Here is a 19,464-nt window from a genome sequence, read left to right as displayed (position 1 = left end):
ACACACTTGCCATTCCTTTCCCTGCACCTTAAAGGAGCGCATACCGAATTGGCCAAGCGATTTCGCGGCCGATTCAGGTGCTGAAGGGGTATAGCTCAGTTGGTAGAGCGGCGGTCTCCAAAACCGCAGGTCGGGGGTTCGAGCCCCTCTGCCCCTGCCACTTTCCATTCGCAAGCGCGGTTTTCGCTGCATGGCAGATGGGGCCGGATTTCCGGCGAATTTCGCCGAATGTCGATTTCCTCTTGTTAAAAGTGGAATCGGTGTTTATGTAAGGTCAAAACAGACACGCGGTGCGTGGGGCTGATTAGTTCGGCTTTACGCGCCGTAATTGCGTGGGCAGTCAATGGCATCCAAAACCAATCCGTTTACGTTTCTGCAGCAGGTTCGCGCCGAAGCGTCAAAAATCACTTGGCCGTCGCGCCGCGAGACCATGATTTCGACGGCTATGGTGCTGGTGATGGTCATTTTTGCGGCTCTGTTCTTCTTTGCTGCTGACCAGCTCATCGGCTGGGTGCTTAGCCTCGTGCTGAACGTCGGCCGGTAACGGATTGAACGGAGAATAAAAAAATGGCAGCGCGCTGGTATATCGTTCACGCATATTCGAATTTCGAAAAGAAGGTCGCTGAGTCGATCGAAGAGAAGGCCCGTCAGAAGGGTCTTTCTCATCTGTTCGAGAAAATCCTCGTGCCGACCGAAAAGGTTGTCGAGGTGCGTCGTGGCCGTAAGGTCGACAGCGAGCGCAAGTTCTTTCCAGGTTACGTGCTGGTGCGCGCCAACCTGACGGATGAGGCCTATCACCTCATCAAGAACACGCCGAAGGTTACCGGTTTCCTCGGTTCGGACAGCAAGCCTGTTCCGATTCCCGATTATGAAGCCGAGCGTATCCTCGGTCAGGTTCAGGAAGGTGTCGAGCGTCCGAAGTCTTCGGTTTCGTTCGAGATCGGCGAGCAGGTTCGCGTTTCCGACGGTCCGTTCGCGTCGTTCAACGGCGTTGTTCAGGATGTCGACGAAGAGCGTTCGCGCCTGAAGGTGGAAGTTTCGATTTTCGGCCGCGCTACGCCGGTCGAGCTGGAATACAATCAGGTCGAGAAGGTCTGATTGGCGGGGCAAGACCCCAAGCGCGTGGAAGGCAAACTGGCTCTTTAAGCCGGAGCAGGGCGCCGCACCACGCAACCGCAGCCGCCGGAGCAATCCGGCTTAAGAGAAGCCGGGTAACCGGTTTGAATTGAAAGGCAGAGAGATATGGCTAAGAAAGTTGCAGGCCAGCTCAAGTTGCAGGTAAAGGCCGGGGCGGCCAATCCGTCCCCGCCGATCGGTCCGGCACTTGGTCAGCGTGGCATTAACATCATGGAATTCTGCAAGGCGTTCAATGCCGCCACGCAGGAAATGGAAAAGGGTATGCCGATTCCGGTCGTCATCACCTATTACCAGGACAAGTCCTTCACCTTCGTCATGAAGCAGCCGCCGATGACGTATTGGCTGAAGAAGGAAGCCAAGATTACCTCCGGTTCCAAGACGCCTGGCAAGGGCGCCAAGATCGGCTCCATCACCAAGGCTCAGGTCAAGACGATCGCAGAAGCCAAGATGAAGGATCTGAACGCAGCCGACATCGAAGGCGCAATGGCAATGGTTGAGGGCTCCGCCCGCGCCATGGGCCTGGAAGTGGTAGGTTGATCATGGCCAAGGTAGCAAAGCGCATTCAGAAGATCCGCGAAGGTGTGGATCCCAACAAGCTTTACGTTCTCACCGACGCCATTTCGATGGTCAAGGAACGTGCTGTCGCCAAGTTCGATGAAACCGTTGAAGTTTCGATGAACCTCGGCGTTGACCCGCGCCACGCGGACCAGATGGTTCGTGGCGTTGTCAACCTGCCGAACGGCACGGGCCGTGACGTTCGCGTCGCCGTCTTCGCACGCGGCGCCAAGGCTGATGAAGCCACGGCTGCTGGCGCTGACGTTGTTGGTGCAGAAGAACTGGTTGAAATCGTTCAGGGCGGCAAGATCGACTTCGATCGTTGCATCGCGACCCCGGACATGATGCCGCTCGTCGGCCGTCTCGGCAAGGTACTCGGCCCGCGTGGCATGATGCCGAACCCGAAGGTCGGTACGGTGACCATGGATGTTGCCGGCGCCGTCAAGGCGTCCAAGGGCGGCGCTGTCGAGTTCCGCGTCGAAAAGGCCGGTATCGTACACGCTGGCGTTGGCAAGGCTTCGTTCGACGCCAAGGCTCTTGAGGAAAACATCAAGGCTTTCGCCGATGCCGTCATCAAGGCAAAGCCGGCTGGCGCCAAGGGCAACTATGTCAAGCGCGTCGCCATTTCCTCGACCATGGGTCCGGGCGTCAAGATCGACCCTTCGTCGGTTACGGCTTAATCAATTCTCGCGCTTCCCAAGGGAAGTGTGAATAAAAGAATTTCCGGCTCCCAGGAGCCGGAGATTTCCGGGGAAACCCGGAACTCCTGTCCGAGATTGCGGGTGGCCATTTCCTTCGGGGCCTGGCCTTAATCATTCAACCTGCATGAGACGGGTGAGGCTGGATTTGAGGCATCTGCTGATGCCTGACTGTCCGGTTCGAACCTGGTGTGCCTGTGCCTGAAGCCGTTTGCGGCGACAGAGCGGGGGACAGGATCCTCGAGCGTCGCTCGGGATCTTTGTAAAAAGGTCCCTTGGGGCAAAGGCAAACCCGACGGGTTCACAATCATGTGGTCCCGTCTACTGGAGACAGACAGTGGAAAGAGCGGAAAAACGCGAATTCGTCACGGAGCTGAACGAAGTCTTCAAGGCTTCCGGTTCGGTTGTCGTGGCCCACTATGCTGGTGTCACCGTTGCGCAGATGAACGACTTCCGTTCGAAGATGCGCGCTGCCGGAGGCACCGTCAAGGTCGCGAAGAACCGCCTGGCCAAGATCGCTCTTCAGGGCACGGAGTCGGAAGGGATGACAGATCTCTTCAAGGGCCAGACGCTGATTGCATACAGCGTCGACCCTATGATCGCTCCGAAAGTCGTCATGGATTTCGCAAAGACCAACGACAAGGTCGTTGTTCTCGGTGGTTCCATGGGTGCAACCACGCTCAACGCCGAAGCAGTCAAGTCGCTTGCGACCCTGCCTTCGCTGGACGAGCTGCGCGCAAAGCTGCTGGGCCTTCTCAATGCCCCGGCAACTCGCGTCGCTACGGTTGTCGCCGCACCTGCAAGCCAGCTGGCACGGGTGTTCTCGGCTTACGCCAAGAAGGACGAAGCCGCTTAAGGCGGTTTTTCGCTGTAAATATTCAAACTGGTTCGAACTGAACAAAAGGAACTATCAAAATGGCTGATCTCGCAAAGATCGTAGAAGACCTCTCCACCCTGACCGTTCTGGAAGCTGCAGAACTGTCCAAGCTTCTCGAAGAAAAGTGGGGCGTTTCCGCCGCTGCTCCGGTAGCTGTTGCTGCTGCTGGCGGTGCTGGCGTTGCTGCTGCTGTTGAAGAAGAAAAGACTGAATTCGACGTGATCCTGGTTGACGCTGGCGCCAACAAGATCAACGTCATCAAGGAAGTCCGCGCTATCACGGGCCTCGGCCTGAAGGAAGCCAAGGACCTCGTTGAAGGCGCTCCGAAGGCTGTCAAGGAAGCTGTTTCCAAGGCTGAAGCTGCTGATCTCAAGAAGAAGCTTGAAGAAGCCGGCGCTAAGGTCGACGTTAAGTAATCTTGCGATTGCTGGCGGGAAGGGGCTTCATGCCCCTTTCCGTCGTCATCGTTTTTAAAACTCATTACCCAAAAGCCGCGTGAAAATGGCTTTTGGGTAATGGGTTCTTCAAGAGAATGGTTCCGAACCGGCTCATCTAGGCAATCCGGCCTGATCGATCCGGGATGTGGAACGAGATTGATGACACCCATTGCTTGACGGGATCGACTGGCCATCGGTTCCCGTCCGTTGCAGGCCCGGATGCAATTTTTAAAGGAGCGACGATGGCTCAGACCCTTTCGTTTAACGGTCGCAGGCGCGTACGCAAGTTTTTCGGCAAAATTCCAGAAGTAGCGGAAATGCCGAACCTCATCGAGGTTCAGAAGGCTTCGTACGACCAGTTTCTCATGGTTGACGAGCCCAAGGGTGGCCGTCCCGACGAGGGATTGAATGCCGTATTCAAGTCCGTATTCCCGATCACCGATTTTTCCGGCGCCTCCATGCTCGAATTCGTGTCCTACGAATTCGAAGCGCCGAAGTTCGACGTAGAGGAATGCCGTCAGCGCGATCTGACCTATGCAGCGCCGCTGAAGGTGACGCTGCGCCTCATCGTGTTCGATATCGATGAAGATACGGGCGCGAAGTCCATCAAGGACATCAAGGAACAGTCCGTCTACATGGGCGACATGCCGCTCATGACCAATAACGGTACGTTCATCGTCAACGGCACCGAGCGCGTCATCGTTTCGCAGATGCACCGTTCGCCGGGCGTGTTCTTCGATCACGACAAGGGCAAGAGCCATTCTTCCGGCAAGCTGCTTTTCGCTGCCCGCGTTATCCCGTATCGCGGTTCCTGGCTCGACATCGAATTCGACGCCAAGGACATCGTCTATGCGCGTATCGACCGTCGCCGCAAGCTGCCCGTGACCTCGCTCCTGATGGCGCTCGGCATGGACGGCGAAGAAATCCTGTCGACCTTCTATACCAAGGCTACCTACGAGCGCGCCGGTGACGGCTGGCGTATCCCGTTCCAGCCTGACGCGCTGAAGAATGCCAAGGTCATCACCGACATGATCGACGCCGACACCGGCGAAGTTGTTGTCGAGGGTGGCAAGAAGCTGACCCCGCGCCTTATCCGCCAGCTCGTCGACAAGGGCCTGAAGGCGCTTAAGGCGACTGACGAAGACCTCTACGGCAACTTCCTGGCCGAAGACATCGTCAACTACGAGACGGGTGAAATCTATCTCGAGGCCGGCGACGAAATCGACGAGAAGACGCTTGGCCTGATCCTTCAGTCCGGCTTCGATGAGATTCCGGTTCTCAACATCGACCACGTCAATGTTGGCGCCTACATCCGTAACACGCTCTCCGTTGACAAGAACCAGAACCGCCAGGAAGCGCTGTTCGACATCTACCGCGTCATGCGTCCGGGCGAACCGCCGACCATGGACTCCGCGGAAGCGATGTTCAACTCGCTGTTCTTCGATGCAGAGCGTTACGATCTCTCGGCTGTTGGCCGCGTGAAGATGAACATGCGTCTCGACCTCGATGCGGAAGACACCGTGCGCACGCTGCGCAAGGAAGACATCCTCGCCGTCGTCAAGATGCTGGTCGAACTGCGCGACGGCAAGGGCGAAATCGACGACATCGACAACCTCGGCAACCGCCGTGTTCGTTCGGTCGGCGAGCTGATGGAAAACCAGTATCGTCTGGGCCTTCTGCGCATGGAACGTGCGATCAAGGAACGTATGTCCTCGATCGAAATCGACACCGTGATGCCGCAGGACCTGATCAACGCGAAGCCGGCAGCTGCCGCCGTTCGCGAATTCTTCGGTTCCTCGCAGCTGTCGCAGTTCATGGACCAGGTGAACCCGCTTTCGGAAATCACCCACAAGCGTCGTCTTTCGGCTCTTGGACCGGGTGGTCTGACCCGCGAGCGCGCCGGCTTCGAAGTCCGCGACGTTCACCCGACCCACTACGGCCGTATTTGCCCGATCGAAACGCCGGAAGGCCCGAACATCGGTCTGATCAACTCGCTTGCCACCTTTGCCCGCGTCAACAAGTACGGCTTCATCGAAAGCCCGTACCGCAAGATCATCGACGGCAAGGTGACGACCGACGTTATCTACCTCTCCGCCATGGAAGAGGCCAAGTACTACGTCGCACAGGCCAATGCCGAACTCGATGGCGAAGGCGCCTTCACTGAAGAGTTCGTCGTCTGCCGTCACTCGGGCGAAGTTATGCTCGCACCGCGCGACAACATCAACCTGATGGACGTTTCGCCGAAGCAGCTCGTTTCGGTCGCGGCGGCTCTCATTCCGTTCCTGGAAAACGACGACGCCAACCGCGCTCTCATGGGCTCGAACATGCAGCGTCAGGCCGTTCCGCTTCTGCGGGCGGAAGCGCCGTTCGTCGGCACAGGCATGGAACCGATCGTCGCCCGTGACTCCGGCGCTGCCATCGCAGCTCGCCGCGGCGGTGTCGTCGACCAGGTCGATGCGACGCGTATCGTTATCCGCGCTACGGAAGAACTCGATGCCGGCAAGTCGGGCGTTGATATCTACCGTCTGCAGAAGTTCCAGCGTTCGAACCAGAACACCTGCGTCAACCAGCGTCCGCTGGTCGCCGTCGGCGATCTCATCTCCAAGGGTGACATCATCGCGGACGGTCCGTCGACCGACCTCGGTGACCTGGCGCTCGGCCGTAACGCGCTCGTCGCGTTCATGCCCTGGAACGGCTACAACTACGAAGACTCGATCCTGATGTCGGAACGTATCGTTTCCGACGACGTGTTCACCTCCATCCACATCGAAGAATTCGAAGTGATGGCGCGTGACACGAAGCTTGGTCCGGAAGAAATCACGCGCGACATTCCGAACGTTTCGGAAGAAGCGCTGAAGAACCTCGACGAAGCCGGTATCGTTTACATCGGTGCGGAAGTTCAGCCGGGCGACATCCTCGTCGGCAAGATCACGCCGAAGGGCGAAAGCCCGATGACGCCGGAAGAAAAGCTTCTGCGCGCCATCTTCGGTGAAAAGGCTTCCGACGTTCGCGACACCTCCATGCGCATGCCTCCGGGCACGTTTGGTACCGTTGTGGAAGTCCGCGTCTTCAACCGTCACGGTGTGGAGAAGGACGAGCGCGCGATGGCAATCGAGCGCGAAGAGATCGAACGTCTGGCGAAGGACCGCGACGACGAACAGGCAATCCTTGACCGTAACGTCTACGGCCGCCTGATCGACATGCTGCGTGGCCACGTTTCCATCGCTGGTCCGAAGGGCTTCAAGAAGGGCGTCGAGCTTTCCAACGCCGTCGTCTCCGAATATCCCCGCTCGCAGTGGTGGATGTTTGCAGTCGAAGACGAGAAGGCCCAGTCCGAACTGGAAGCGCTTCGCGGCCAGTACGACGAATCCAAGTCGCGCCTTGAACAGCGCTTCATGGACAAGGTCGAAAAGGTCCAGCGCGGCGATGAAATGCCTCCGGGCGTCATGAAGATGGTCAAGGTCTTCGTTGCTGTGAAGCGCAAGATCCAGCCGGGCGACAAGATGGCCGGCCGTCACGGTAACAAGGGCGTCGTCTCGCGTATCGTTCCTGTCGAGGACATGCCGTTCCTCGAAGACGGCACGCATGTCGACATCTGCTTGAACCCGCTCGGCGTGCCTTCGCGCATGAACGTCGGCCAGATCCTCGAAACCCACCTCGCATGGGCATGCGCAGGTATGGGCAAGAAGATCGGCGAGATGCTCGAAGAGTATCGCAAGACGATGGACATCAGCGAGCTTCGCACCGAGCTCACCGAAATCTATGCGAGTGAATCGCATGATGAGGTGCAGCGCTTTGATGACGAATCGCTGGTCAAGCTTGCCGAAGAAGCCAAGCGCGGTGTTTCCATCGCGACGCCGGTCTTCGACGGTGCGCATGAGCCTGACGTCGCCGCGATGCTGAAGAAGGCAGGTCTGCATGAATCCGGCCAGTCCGTCCTTTATGACGGTCGTACCGGTGAGCCGTTCGACCGCAAGGTCACCGTCGGCTACATGTACATGATCAAGCTGAACCACCTTGTTGACGACAAGATCCACGCTCGCTCGATCGGTCCTTACTCGCTCGTTACCCAGCAGCCGCTGGGCGGCAAGGCGCAGTTCGGCGGACAGCGCTTCGGGGAAATGGAAGTCTGGGCTCTGGAAGCATACGGCGCGGCTTACACGCTGCAGGAAATGCTCACCGTCAAGTCGGACGACGTGGCGGGCCGCACCAAGGTCTACGAGGCGATCGTCCGTGGTGACGACACGTTCGAGGCCGGCATTCCGGAGAGCTTCAACGTTCTCGTCAAGGAAATGCGGTCGCTCGGCCTTTCGGTCGAACTGGAGAACTCGAAGGTCGAGAACCAGTCCGAGGATCAGCTGCCCGACGCAGCGGAATAAAATTGAGAGAGGTGGGCGCCTTTTAGGCGCCTGCCGGTCCCTCCGGCAGCCTGCGGTTGCCGAGGGACACTTTCGCCGCATTGTGCGGTTAATCCGTATTTAAAGCTCTGGACGGTGACCCGGGAAGAAGCCGGTCCAGATGCAAACAGGGGCAGCAGCTAGCCTCTCAAGGAGACAAGGCATGAACCAAGAGGTCATGAATCTTTTCAATCCTCAGGTGCCTGCGCAGCATTTCGATTCCATCCGGATTTCGATCGCTTCGCCGGAAAAAATCCTGTCGTGGTCCTACGGCGAGATCAAGAAGCCGGAAACCATCAACTACCGTACGTTCAAGCCGGAACGCGACGGTCTTTTCTGCGCGCGCATTTTCGGACCGATCAAGGACTACGAATGCCTGTGCGGCAAGTACAAGCGCATGAAGTACAAGGGCATCATCTGCGAAAAGTGCGGCGTTGAAGTGACGCTGTCGCGCGTTCGCCGTGAGCGCATGGGCCATATCGAGCTCGCAGCGCCCGTTGCCCATATCTGGTTCCTGAAGTCGCTTCCCTCGCGTATCTCGACCTTGCTCGACATGACGCTGAAGGATGTCGAACGCGTTCTCTATTTCGAGAACTACATCGTCACCGAACCGGGCCTCACCTCGATGAAGCAGAACCAGCTTCTGTCCGAGGAAGAGTACATGATTGCCGTTGACGAATTCGGCGAAGACCAGTTCACCGCCATGATCGGCGCTGAAGCCATCTACGAGATGCTGGCTTCGATGAACCTCGAAAAGATCGCCGGCGACCTGCGTGCGGAACTTGCTGAGACCACGTCTGATCTCAAGCAGAAGAAGCTGATGAAGCGCCTGAAGATCGTCGAGAACTTCATGGAGAGCGGCAACCGTCCGGAATGGATGATCATGAAGGTCGTTCCGGTCATTCCGCCGGACCTGCGTCCGCTGGTTCCGCTGGATGGCGGTCGTTTCGCGACGTCCGACCTTAACGATCTCTATCGCCGCGTCATCAACCGTAACAACCGTCTGAAGCGCCTGATCGAGCTTCGTGCGCCTGGCATCATCATCCGCAACGAAAAGCGTATGTTGCAGGAATCCGTCGATGCGCTGTTCGACAACGGCCGTCGCGGCCGCGTCATCACGGGTGCCAACAAGCGTCCGCTGAAGTCGCTCTCCGACATGCTCAAGGGCAAGCAGGGCCGCTTCCGCCAGAACCTTCTCGGCAAGCGCGTCGACTATTCCGGTCGTTCGGTCATCGTGACCGGTCCGGAGCTGAAGCTGCACCAGTGCGGCCTGCCGAAGAAGATGGCGCTCGAACTGTTCAAGCCGTTCATCTACGCCCGCCTCGACGCCAAGGGTTACTCCTCGACCGTCAAGCAGGCCAAGAAGCTGGTTGAAAAGGAAAAGCCTGAAGTTTGGGATATCCTCGACGAGGTCATCCGCGAACATCCGGTTCTCCTGAACCGCGCACCGACGCTGCACCGTCTGGGTATCCAGGCTTTCGAACCCATGCTGGTCGAAGGCAAGGCCATCCAGCTGCACCCGCTCGTCTGCACGGCCTTCAACGCCGACTTCGACGGTGACCAGATGGCTGTTCACGTTCCGCTTTCGCTGGAAGCCCAGCTGGAAGCGCGCGTGTTGATGATGTCGACCAACAACATCCTGCATCCGGCAAACGGCCACCCGATCATCGTTCCTTCGCAGGACATGGTTCTCGGCCTGTATTACCTGTCGATCATGAACCAGAACGAGCCGGGCGAAGGCATGGCCTTCTCGGATATCGGCGAACTGCATCACGCGCTTGAAAACAAGGTCGTGACGCTGCATGCCAAGATCCGTGGTCGCTTCAAGACCGTGGATGCCGACGGCAAGCCGGTTTCCAAGATCCATGAAACGACCCCTGGCCGTATGCTGATTGGCGAACTTCTGCCGAAGAACGTCAACGTGCCTTTCGACGTCTGCAACCAGGAAATGACCAAGAAGAACATCTCCAAGATGATCGACACGGTCTACCGTCATTGCGGCCAGAAAGACACGGTCATCTTCTGCGACCGCATCATGCAGCTCGGCTTTGCCCATGCCTGCCGCGCCGGCATTTCGTTCGGCAAGGACGACATGGTCATTCCGGACAGCAAGGTGAAGATCGTCGGTGACACCGAAGCTCTCGTGAAGGAATACGAACAGCAGTATAATGATGGTCTCATCACCCAGGGCGAAAAGTACAACAAGGTTGTCGACGCCTGGGGCAAGGCTACCGAAAAGGTCGCCGAAGAAATGATGGCACGCATCAAGGCTGTCGAGTTCGATCCGGAAACGGGCCGCCAGAAGCCGATGAACTCCATCTACATGATGTCCCACTCGGGCGCCCGTGGTTCTCCGAACCAGATGCGTCAGCTTGGCGGCATGCGCGGCCTGATGGCGAAGCCGTCGGGTGAAATCATCGAGACGCCGATCATCTCGAACTTCAAGGAAGGCCTGACCGTTAACGAGTACTTCAACTCGACCCACGGTGCCCGTAAGGGTCTCGCAGACACCGCCTTGAAGACCGCGAACTCGGGTTATCTTACCCGTCGTCTCGTCGACGTCGCGCAGGATTGCATCGTCAACTCCGTGGATTGCGGTACCGACAAGGGCCTCACCATGACCGCCATCGTCGATGCCGGTCAGGTTGTTGCCTCGCTTGGCGCACGTATCCTCGGCCGTACGGCTCTGGACGATATCGATCATCCGGTTTCCGGCGAGAACATCGTCAAGGCCGGCACGCTTATCGATGAGGCCGATGTGGCCGCCATCGAAAAGGCGGGCATCCAGTCCGTTCGCATCCGCTCTGCTTTGACCTGCGAAGTGCAGATCGGCGTTTGCGGCGTCTGCTACGGTCGTGACCTTGCACGCGGTACGCCTGTCAACATGGGCGAAGCCGTTGGCGTCATCGCCGCACAGTCGATCGGTGAACCGGGCACGCAGCTCACCATGCGTACGTTCCACCTTGGTGGTACGGCGAACGTGGTCGACCAGTCGTTCCTCGAAGCGTCGTATGAAGGCACGATCCAGATCAAGAACCGCAACATCCTGCGGAATTCGGAAGGCGTTCTCATCGCCATGGGCCGTAACATGTCCGTTACGATCCTTGATGAGCGCGGCGCGGAACGTTCCTCGCAGCGTGTCGCTTACGGTTCGAAGATCTTCGTGGATGATGGCGACAAGGTTAAGCGTGGCCAGCGTCTTGCAGAGTGGGACCCCTACACCCGTCCGATGATGACGGAAGTGGAAGGTACCGTTCACTTCGAAGACCTCGTCGACGGTCTCTCCGTTCTGGAAGCGACCGACGAATCCACCGGCATCACCAAGCGTCAGGTCATTGACTGGCGTTCGACGCCGCGCGGTTCGGACTTGAAGCCCGCGATCATCATCAAGGACGCTTCCGGCGCTGTGGCGAAGCTTAGCCGTGGTGGCGAAGCCCGCTTCCATCTGTCCGTGGACGCGATCCTGTCGGTCGAGCCGGGTTCCAAGGTCTCCCAGGGTGACGTGCTTGCACGTTCGCCGCTGGAAAGCGCCAAGACGAAGGACATCACCGGTGGTCTGCCGCGCGTTGCCGAACTGTTCGAAGCACGTCGTCCGAAGGATCACGCCATCATCGCCGAGATCGATGGTACGATCCGCCTCGGCCGCGACTACAAGAACAAGCGTCGCGTGATGATCGAGCCTGCGGAAGACGGCGTCGAGCCGGTCGAATACCTGATCCCGAAGGGCAAGCCCTTCCATCTTCAGGAAGGCGACTACATCGAGAAGGGTGAATACATTCTCGACGGCAATCCGGCACCGCACGACATTCTGGCAATCAAGGGCGTAGAGGCTCTGGCTTCCTACCTCGTGAACGAAATCCAGGAAGTCTACCGACTGCAGGGCGTTGTGATCAACGACAAGCACATCGAGGTGATCGTTCGCCAGATGCTGCAGAAGGTTGAAATCACCGATGCTGGCGACAGCCAGTACATCGTTGGCGACAACGTCGATCGCATCGAGCTTGACGACAACAACGACCGCCTGATCGAAGAAGGCAAGAAGCCTGCCTATGGCGAGCCGGTTCTGCTCGGCATCACCAAGGCTTCGCTGCAGACGCCGTCCTTCATCTCGGCCGCATCCTTCCAGGAAACCACCAAGGTTCTCACGGAAGCTGCGATCGCCGGCAAGACGGACACGCTGCAGGGCCTCAAGGAAAACGTCATCGTCGGCCGTCTCATCCCGGCCGGTACCGGCGGCACCATGACGCAGATCCGCCGCATCGCCACCTCGCGCGACGACCTCATCCTCGAGGAACGCCGCAAGGGTACGGGTGCAGGCTCTGCGAACCAGATGCTGCAGGACATGACGGACCAGGCTCCGGCCGCCGAATAAGGTCAGACAGGGCAGGGGCTTTACGAAGCCCCGCCAAAGGTTCAATGGAAACGCCCGGAGCAATCCGGGCGTTTTTGTTTGTGTGGAAGCCACCGGCGAGTCAGCGCGATTTTACGATTTGTCTTTGAGATTATCTTCAGCCGCGCGGCGAGGGTCAGCTCTGTTCGCGGATGTTATAGCGGGTGAGAACGGAGAGCCGGCGAACGAGATCAGTTTGGCCGGTGCTGCCAGTCTTCGCATAGATCGACTTGGCGTTGCTGCGCACCGTTTCATGGGAAATCTGCAATTGCTTCGCCACGGCGGGAAGCGAGAGCCCCTTCATGATTTCCAGAGCCACGCGGGCCTCGCCCTTGGTGAGATCGTATAGCCCTTTTAACAGTGACGTTGCATCGGTGATGGTGCCCATGGGTTGCGATATCAGCACGATGGCGGAACCTTTCGGGGACAAATCCAGTGCGTTCCTGCGCAACGGTATGACGTGGAGGATGCAGGACCGATCTTCGCCGGTCGGGAGGGGGAAAGAGCCGACATTATCTCCGGCGAGCGCCTTATAGAGCAGCCGGTTTACTCTTTCGTCTGACACCACGATCCTGTCGCGGGCACGGGTGGAAATACATTTCCTGAGAGAGAGAAACATGTCGTTTGCGGAGAGGATACGCCCGCTCGCCTGTAGCACCGCCGCTGGCGCGCCTATGGCGTTCAGCCCGAGCGTCATGGCGTCGGCCTTCTGTCGCTGCAGCCGGGTTGCGAGGGTGAGGCTGCGGGCAATGTGTGGCCTCAGCCGGCCCAGCGCCGCCATGGTTTCCGGCCCGATGACGCCGCTATCGAGTTTGCGTTCGAAAAGCACTGTCATTTCCGGATGATCCGGTGGCGCGATCTGCGTTGCCGCGCCATATCCCAATCCGCGCGGCATCAGGAAGTCACGCACGATCGGCAATCCGGCCCATTCGTCATGGGTGAAGACGTCAAAATCCTGTACGAAGGAAAACTGTCCTTCGCGGATTGCGCGGGTTAGGCGATCGTTGCGCCTGTTCCAGCCGCCTTCCATGAAGGCCTGCATCACGTCCTGCAGATTGGGGGTAAAGAGCCATGCCTCTTCCTCACCCTTGCCCCAGGTAAGCGCACCGCCCCAGAAATCCAGGCGGTTACCGATTGTCTCTATGACCTCAGCCCAGCGATCAGGGAAAAGTGCCGCCTCGTAAATGTCATCGATAATGTCTGCTGAAGATATATTATCCAACCCGCCACCGGAATTTTGCGCCGGTACTATTGTAAGCTCATATTTTGGTATTGTTCAACGGATAAAGAAATAATACTATTGTATTAAAAGTATATAATCTATGAGTGACTTAATATATTGATAAGTTTGCCGAAGGGGTCGCGCACGAAAAGGCGGCGTACGCCCCATGCCTCGACGGCGGGGCCGTATTCGATGGGCAGCCCGGCCTTCAGGATTCTGGCGTGGACCTCCTCGAAATCATCAACCTCGATCGAAAGGTCCGGCACATCATTGCCGGAGCCGCCTTCACTTGCGAAGCTGACCTGTGCTCTTGCTTCGAGCGGGCTGGCATGGGTGACGATCCAGCCGTGATCCATGGCGACGGGCATGCCGAGAATATCGCAATAAAACGCCTTCGCCCGCGCTGGGTCGGGCGTTTCTATATTGGCGACGACCCGTCTTACCGCCATGGATTTGCGCCTCAGGCGAAACGGATGATGGCGACTTCGCCTTCGAGCGCGCCCTGATAGGCGGAAGCGTGCGGCTCTTCATCGGGAACTTCGGTCAGCATGCCGATCTGGTCGAGGTCCGCTTCGATGAAGCCTTCCTCGGAAAGCGCGTTCAGCGTTTCGCGCACGGCGGTATCGTCGTCCGGCGCCCGCAAAATGACGTGGATGTCGATGCCTTCGGAATTGTCGTGCTCATAGGCCTTGCCGATGACGATGAAGACCATCGGCTCTTCGCGTCCGTTGTCGTTGTCGGGGAGGGTGCTCATGACGCGGTTCCTTGATCATTCGTTGCTGTAATGGGGGCCGATGGAATCGGTTCCGCCCGTGGCGGCGCTGCTCCGGCTCGCCACAGGGAATCAATAGACGGATTTTATGAAAAGCCAAAGCGTGGAGGTCGAAATCGCAACCTTCTGCGCCGACTTATGTTAAAGCTGGCTGGAAATGGCCCGGACGCGGGCTTCGTGGCCGCGGGCGCGCGGGCAAAATGCGGATTCGCCCTTGACGAAAGCTGGCTAAAACAGTAGTACGCCCGCCATCGGAGCCTCTGTGGGTGCTGGCCGTTCGGAAAGCTTTTTCCCGAACATCATCTCAAACGGGTCTCCATTGCACGTAGAAGACACGAATGTTGCACGCAAGACGCCTCATCCGGTGTCCTCTGCTCTTGGTGGTCCATCCGTGAAACCGGATCGGGCCACGTTTTGCGCATGAGGATATATGCGTGCATCGTCGCCGGCAACGGCATAGCCGCCACCCGTGAGGGTGGCTTAAGTAGTTTTTGCAAGGGATGGTTATATGCCTACCGTAAACCAGCTGATCCGCAAGCCTCGCCAGGCACAGGTAAAGCGCAACAAGGTTCCTGCTCTTCAGGAAAACCCGCAGAAGCGTGGTGTTTGCACCCGCGTTTACACGACGACCCCGAAGAAGCCGAACTCGGCTCTGCGTAAGGTTGCCAAGATCCGCCTCACCAACGGCTTCGAAGTCATCGGTTACATTCCGGGCGAAGGTCACAACCTTCAGGAACACTCCGTGGTCATGATCCGCGGCGGCCGCGTAAAGGACTTGCCGGGTGTGCGTTACCACATCATCCGCGGTGTTCTCGATACCCAGGGCGTCAAGAACCGCAAGCAGCGCCGCTCCAAGTACGGTGCGAAGCGTCCGAAGTAATTCGGGTTTAACAAATTCCGGCGCTGCGCGAGGTTCTCCGCGTGGTAAAGCGTCAATAACATTGAGAGACAAAAAATATGTCCCGTCGCCATAGTGCAGAAAAGCGTGAGATCAACCCGGACCCGAAGTTCGGCGATCTGGTCGTCACCAAGTTCATGAACGCCATCATGCTTCACGGCAAGAAGTCGGTCGCAGAAAGCATCGTTTACGGCGCGTTCGACGTCGTTCAGGGCAAGACGAAGCAGGAGCCGCTCGGCGTGTTCCACTCCGCCCTCGACAACGTTGCTCCGCACGTTGAAGTGCGTTCGCGCCGCGTTGGTGGTGCCACCTATCAGGTTCCCGTCGACGTTCGCCCCGAGCGCCGTCAGGCTCTCGCTATTCGCTGGCTGATCACGGCTGCCCGCAAGCGCAACGAAACGACCATGGTCGATCGCCTTTCCGGCGAACTCATGGACGCTGCGAACAACCGCGGTTCTGCTGTCAAGAAGCGCGAAGACACGCACAAGATGGCCGACGCCAACCGCGCATTCTCGCATTACCGCTGGTAATCTTAACCGGTCGCATATCGAAAGGCAGTCCATTATGGCTCGCGAATATAAAATCGAAGACTACCGCAATTTCGGTATCATGGCGCATATCGACGCCGGCAAGACGACGACCACCGAGCGTATCCTTTATTACACCGGTAAGTCGCACAAGATCGGTGAAGTTCACGATGGCGCAGCCACGATGGACTGGATGGAACAGGAGCAGGAGCGTGGTATCACCATCACCTCCGCTGCCACCACGACCTTCTGGAAGGGTCGCGACGGCAAGATGCGCCGCTTCAACATCATCGACACCCCCGGCCACGTCGACTTCACCATTGAAGTTGAGCGTTCGCTGCGCGTTCTCGACGGCGCCATCGCGCTGCTTGACGCCAACGCCGGTGTTGAGCCGCAGACGGAAACCGTCTGGCGCCAGGCCGAGAAGTATCATGTTCCGCGCATGATCTTCTGCAACAAGATGGACAAGACCGGCGCTGACTTCTACCGCTCGGTAGAAATGATCAAGACCCGTCTCGGCGCCATCGCCGTTGTCATGCAGCTGCCGATCGGCGCTGAGACCGAGTTCAAGGGCGTTATCGACCTGATCGAGATGAACGCACTCATCTGGCGCGACGAATCGCTCGGCGCTCAGTGGGACGTCGTCGAAATTCCTGAAGACATGAAGGCCAAGGCTGACGAATATCGCGAAAAGCTGATCGAGACCGTTGTCGAGATCGACGAAGAAGCGATGGAAGACTACCTGAACGGCATCATGCCCGACAACGAAAAGATCCGTGCGCTCGTTCGCCGCGGCACCATCGACGTGAAGTTCCACCCGATGTTCTGCGGTACCGCGTTCAAGAACAAGGGCGTTCAGCCGCTTCTCGACGCCGTCGTCGACTACCTGCCTTCGCCGCTGGACATTCCGGCGATCAAGGGCATCGACTTCAAGACCGAAGCCGAAATCGAGCGTCATGCCGATGACAGCGAGCCGCTTTCCATGCTCGCGTTCAAGATCATGAACGACCCCTTCGTCGGTTCGCTGACCTTCGCCCGCATCTACTCCGGCAAGCTCGAAAAGGGCACGTCGGTCATCAACACGGTCAAGGACAAGCGCGAGCGCGTCGGCCGTATGCTGCAGATGCATTCCAACAGCCGTGAAGACATCGAAGAAGCCTTTGCCGGCGACATCGTTGCTCTGGCTGGCCTCAAGGAAACCACCACTGGCGATACGCTCTGCGATCCGCTGAAGCCGGTTATCCTCGAGCGCATGGAATTCCCCGAGCCGGTCATCCAGATCGCGATCGAGCCGAAGACCAAGGGCGACCAGGAAAAGATGGGCCTCGCGCTCAACCGTCTGGCTGCTGAAGATCCTTCGTTCCGCGTCAAGACGGATGAAGAATCCGGTCAGACGATCATCGCAGGCATGGGCGAACTTCACCTCGACATTCTCGTTGACCGTATGCGTCGCGAGTTCAAGGTTGAAGCTACCGTCGGCGCTCCGCAGGTTGCCTACCGCGAAACCATCACGCGTCAGCACGAAGAAGACTACACGCACAAGAAGCAGTCCGGTGGTACCGGTCAGTTCGCTCGCGTGAAGATCATCTTCGAACCGAACCCCGAAGGCGAAGACTTCAAGTTCGAATCGAAGATCGTCGGTGGTGCTGTTCCGAAGGAATACATCCCGGGCGTTCAGAAGGGTATCGAAAGCGTTCTGTCTTCCGGTCCGCTGGCTGGCTTCCCGATGCTCGGCGTCAAGGCGACGCTGGTCGACGGTGCATTCCACGATGTTGACTCGTCGGTTCTCGCCTTCGAAATCGCATCGCGTGCCTGCTTCCGTGAAGCAGCGAAGAAGGCTGGCGCACAGCTTCTCGAGCCGATGATGAAGGTCGAAGTCGTAACGCCGGAAGACTATGTCGGTGACGTTATCGGCGATCTGAACTCCCGTCGTGGTCAGATCCAGGGCCAGGAAAGCCGTGGTATCGCCGTCGTCATCAACGCGCATGTTCCGCTCGCGAACATGTTCAAGTACGTCGACAACCTGCGCTCCATGTCGCAGGGCCGTGCACAGTACTCGATGACGTTCGACCACTATTCGCCGGTTCCGTCGAACGTGGCGCAGGAAATCCAGGCAAAGTACTCCGGTCAGAAGTGATCGGGGTACGCCCCACCGAATTTTGAAGATTATTCCCGTCAAGGGACAAGAATGGAGAGCCACTAATGGCAAAGAGCAAGTTCGAGCGCAATAAGCCGCACGTCAACATTGGCACGATCGGTCACGTTGACCATGGCAAGACGTCGCTGACGGCAGCAATCACGAAGTTCTTCGGCGAGTTCAAGGCGTATGACCAGATCGACGCGGCTCCGGAAGAAAAGGCTCGTGGTATCACGATCTCGACGGCACACGTTGAATACGAGACGCCTGCCCGTCACTACGCGCACGTCGACTGCCCCGGCCACGCCGACTACGTGAAGAACATGATCACCGGTGCTGCCCAGATGGACGGCGCGATCCTGGTTTGCTCTGCAGCTGACGGCCCGATGCCGCAGACGCGCGAGCACATCCTGCTCGCCCGTCAGGTTGGCGTTCCGGCGATCGTCGTGTTCCTCAACAAGGTCGACCAGGTTGACGACGCCGAGCTTCTCGAGCTCGTCGAGCTTGAAGTTCGCGAACTTCTGTCGTCCTACGACTTCCCGGGCGACGACATTCCGATCATCAAGGGTTCGGCACTTGCCGCTCTTGAAGATTCTGACAAGAAGATCGGTGAAGACGCGATCCGCGAGCTGATGGCTGCTGTTGACGCCTACATCCCGACGCCTGAGCGTCCGATCGACCAGCCGTTCCTGATGCCGATCGAAGACGTGTTCTCGATCTCTGGCCGTGGTACGGTTGTGACGGGTCGCGTAGAGCGCGGTATCGTCAAGGTTGGTGAAGAAGTCGAAATCGTCGGCATCCGTCCGACGTCGAAGACGACGGTTACCGGCGTTGAAATGTTCCGCAAGCTGCTCGACCAGGGCCAGGCTGGCGACAACATCGGTGCACTCGTTCGCGGTGTTACCCGTGACGGCGTTGAGCGTGGTCAGATCCTGTGCAAGCCGGGTTCGGTCAAGCCGCACAAGAAGTTCATGGCAGAAGCCTACATCCTGACGAAGGAAGAAGGCGGCCGTCATACGCCGTTCTTCACGAACTACCGTCCGCAGTTCTACTTCCGTACGACTGACGTGACCGGCATCGTGTCGCTTCCGGAAGGCACGGAAATGGTTATGCCTGGCGACAACGTCACCGTTGAAGTCGAGCTGATCGTTCCGATCGCGATGGAAGAAAAGCTGCGCTTTGCTATCCGCGAAGGCGGCCGTACGGTCGGCGCCGGCATCGTGGCTTCGATCGTCGAGTAATTTCGACCATTGAAATTCTGACTGGCGGCGGTGTGAACAACACCGCCGCCGGCCTTTTAGTAAAAAGCCTGGCGGCGTTGCATTTTTAGTGCTTGAAAAATTCGGTGAAAGCGCGTAAACGCGCACTCACAATCACCGCTGGATTCGCAAGCGATTGCGGAGCGCGGTGTTTTTAG

The 19,464-nt window shown here is 58.2% G+C and carries 15 protein-coding genes and 1 tRNA gene; 13 read left to right on the top strand and 3 right to left on the bottom strand.

Going from position 1 to position 19,464, the window contains the following annotated elements:
* The first annotated feature begins 84 nt into the window (after positions 1-84).
* The 9 genes from V6S97_RS05115 (at position 85) to rpoC (ending at position 12,473) form a co-directional block, all read left to right on the top strand.
* A tRNA-Trp gene (locus tag V6S97_RS05115) sits at positions 85-160 on the top strand.
* A 183-nt stretch (positions 161-343) separates the two neighbouring features.
* Positions 344-544, top strand: coding sequence for a preprotein translocase subunit SecE (gene secE, locus V6S97_RS05110; RefSeq protein WP_003507689.1), 201 nt, complete (start codon positions 344-346; stop codon positions 542-544).
* Between the two features lie 23 nt (positions 545-567).
* Complete coding sequence (gene nusG, locus V6S97_RS05105; RefSeq protein ID WP_003507690.1) at positions 568-1,098, top strand: transcription termination/antitermination protein NusG; 531 nt, start codon at positions 568-570, stop codon at positions 1,096-1,098.
* Between the two features lie 144 nt (positions 1,099-1,242).
* Positions 1,243-1,674 carry a 50S ribosomal protein L11 gene (rplK, locus tag V6S97_RS05100; protein WP_003507702.1) on the top strand — a complete coding sequence of 144 codons (432 nt, stop codon included), beginning with the start codon at positions 1,243-1,245 and terminating at the stop codon, positions 1,672-1,674.
* A gap of 2 nt (positions 1,675-1,676) precedes the next feature.
* Complete coding sequence (rplA, locus tag V6S97_RS05095; RefSeq protein WP_003507704.1) at positions 1,677-2,372, top strand: 50S ribosomal protein L1; 696 nt, start codon at positions 1,677-1,679, stop codon at positions 2,370-2,372.
* Between the two features lie 355 nt (positions 2,373-2,727).
* A complete protein-coding gene (gene rplJ, locus V6S97_RS05090) occupies positions 2,728-3,246 on the top strand; it encodes a 50S ribosomal protein L10 (protein WP_003519348.1) in 519 nt (172 codons plus the stop codon).
* 59 nt (positions 3,247-3,305) lie between these two features.
* A complete protein-coding gene (gene rplL / locus V6S97_RS05085) occupies positions 3,306-3,683 on the top strand; it encodes a 50S ribosomal protein L7/L12 (RefSeq protein ID WP_003507708.1) in 378 nt (125 codons plus the stop codon).
* 263 nt (positions 3,684-3,946) lie between these two features.
* Positions 3,947-8,083, top strand: a complete 4,137-nt coding sequence (gene rpoB, locus V6S97_RS05080) for a DNA-directed RNA polymerase subunit beta (protein WP_003507718.1) — start codon at positions 3,947-3,949, stop codon at positions 8,081-8,083.
* A 181-nt stretch (positions 8,084-8,264) separates the two neighbouring features.
* Positions 8,265-12,473, top strand: a complete 4,209-nt coding sequence (rpoC, locus tag V6S97_RS05075; RefSeq protein ID WP_003507719.1) for a DNA-directed RNA polymerase subunit beta' — start codon at positions 8,265-8,267, stop codon at positions 12,471-12,473.
* 154 nt (positions 12,474-12,627) lie between these two features.
* On the opposite strand, the gene V6S97_RS05070 is transcribed toward rpoC, so the two are convergent.
* The 3 genes from V6S97_RS05070 to V6S97_RS05060 form a co-directional block, all read right to left on the bottom strand.
* Complete coding sequence (locus V6S97_RS05070) at positions 12,628-13,713, bottom strand: helix-turn-helix transcriptional regulator (protein WP_080868446.1); 1,086 nt, start codon at positions 13,711-13,713, stop codon at positions 12,628-12,630.
* Positions 13,714-13,811: 98 nt separating this feature from the next.
* Positions 13,812-14,162, bottom strand: a complete 351-nt coding sequence (locus tag V6S97_RS05065; RefSeq protein WP_003507721.1) for a VOC family protein — start codon at positions 14,160-14,162, stop codon at positions 13,812-13,814.
* 11 nt (positions 14,163-14,173) lie between these two features.
* On the bottom strand, positions 14,174-14,467 hold the full coding sequence (locus V6S97_RS05060; RefSeq protein ID WP_003507722.1) for a hypothetical protein: 294 nt from the start codon (positions 14,465-14,467) through the stop codon (positions 14,174-14,176).
* Positions 14,468-14,993: 526 nt separating this feature from the next.
* Between V6S97_RS05060 and rpsL the strand changes: the two genes are divergently transcribed.
* The 4 genes from rpsL to tuf all read left to right on the top strand — a co-directional run bounded on the left by rpsL (position 14,994) and on the right by tuf (position 19,288).
* Positions 14,994-15,365, top strand: a complete 372-nt coding sequence (rpsL, locus tag V6S97_RS05055) for a 30S ribosomal protein S12 (protein WP_003507760.1) — start codon at positions 14,994-14,996, stop codon at positions 15,363-15,365.
* 77 nt (positions 15,366-15,442) lie between these two features.
* On the top strand, positions 15,443-15,913 hold the full coding sequence (gene rpsG / locus V6S97_RS05050) for a 30S ribosomal protein S7 (protein ID WP_003507761.1): 471 nt from the start codon (positions 15,443-15,445) through the stop codon (positions 15,911-15,913).
* Positions 15,914-15,947: 34 nt separating this feature from the next.
* Positions 15,948-18,047 (top strand): elongation factor G, encoded by a 2,100-nt coding sequence (gene fusA / locus V6S97_RS05045; RefSeq protein WP_003507762.1) that lies wholly within the window; start codon positions 15,948-15,950, stop codon positions 18,045-18,047.
* Between the two features lie 65 nt (positions 18,048-18,112).
* Positions 18,113-19,288 carry an elongation factor Tu gene (gene tuf, locus V6S97_RS05040; RefSeq protein WP_003507684.1) on the top strand — a complete coding sequence of 392 codons (1,176 nt, stop codon included), beginning with the start codon at positions 18,113-18,115 and terminating at the stop codon, positions 19,286-19,288.
* Positions 19,289-19,464: the final 176 nt, after the last annotated feature.

The sequence above is a fragment of the Agrobacterium sp. CCNWLW155 genome (assembly GCF_036888815.1).
GTDB lineage: Bacteria > Pseudomonadota > Alphaproteobacteria > Rhizobiales > Rhizobiaceae > Agrobacterium > Agrobacterium radiobacter.
The sequence above is the reverse complement of the archived record's forward strand: the minus strand, read 5'-3'. Positions and strand labels throughout refer to the sequence as shown.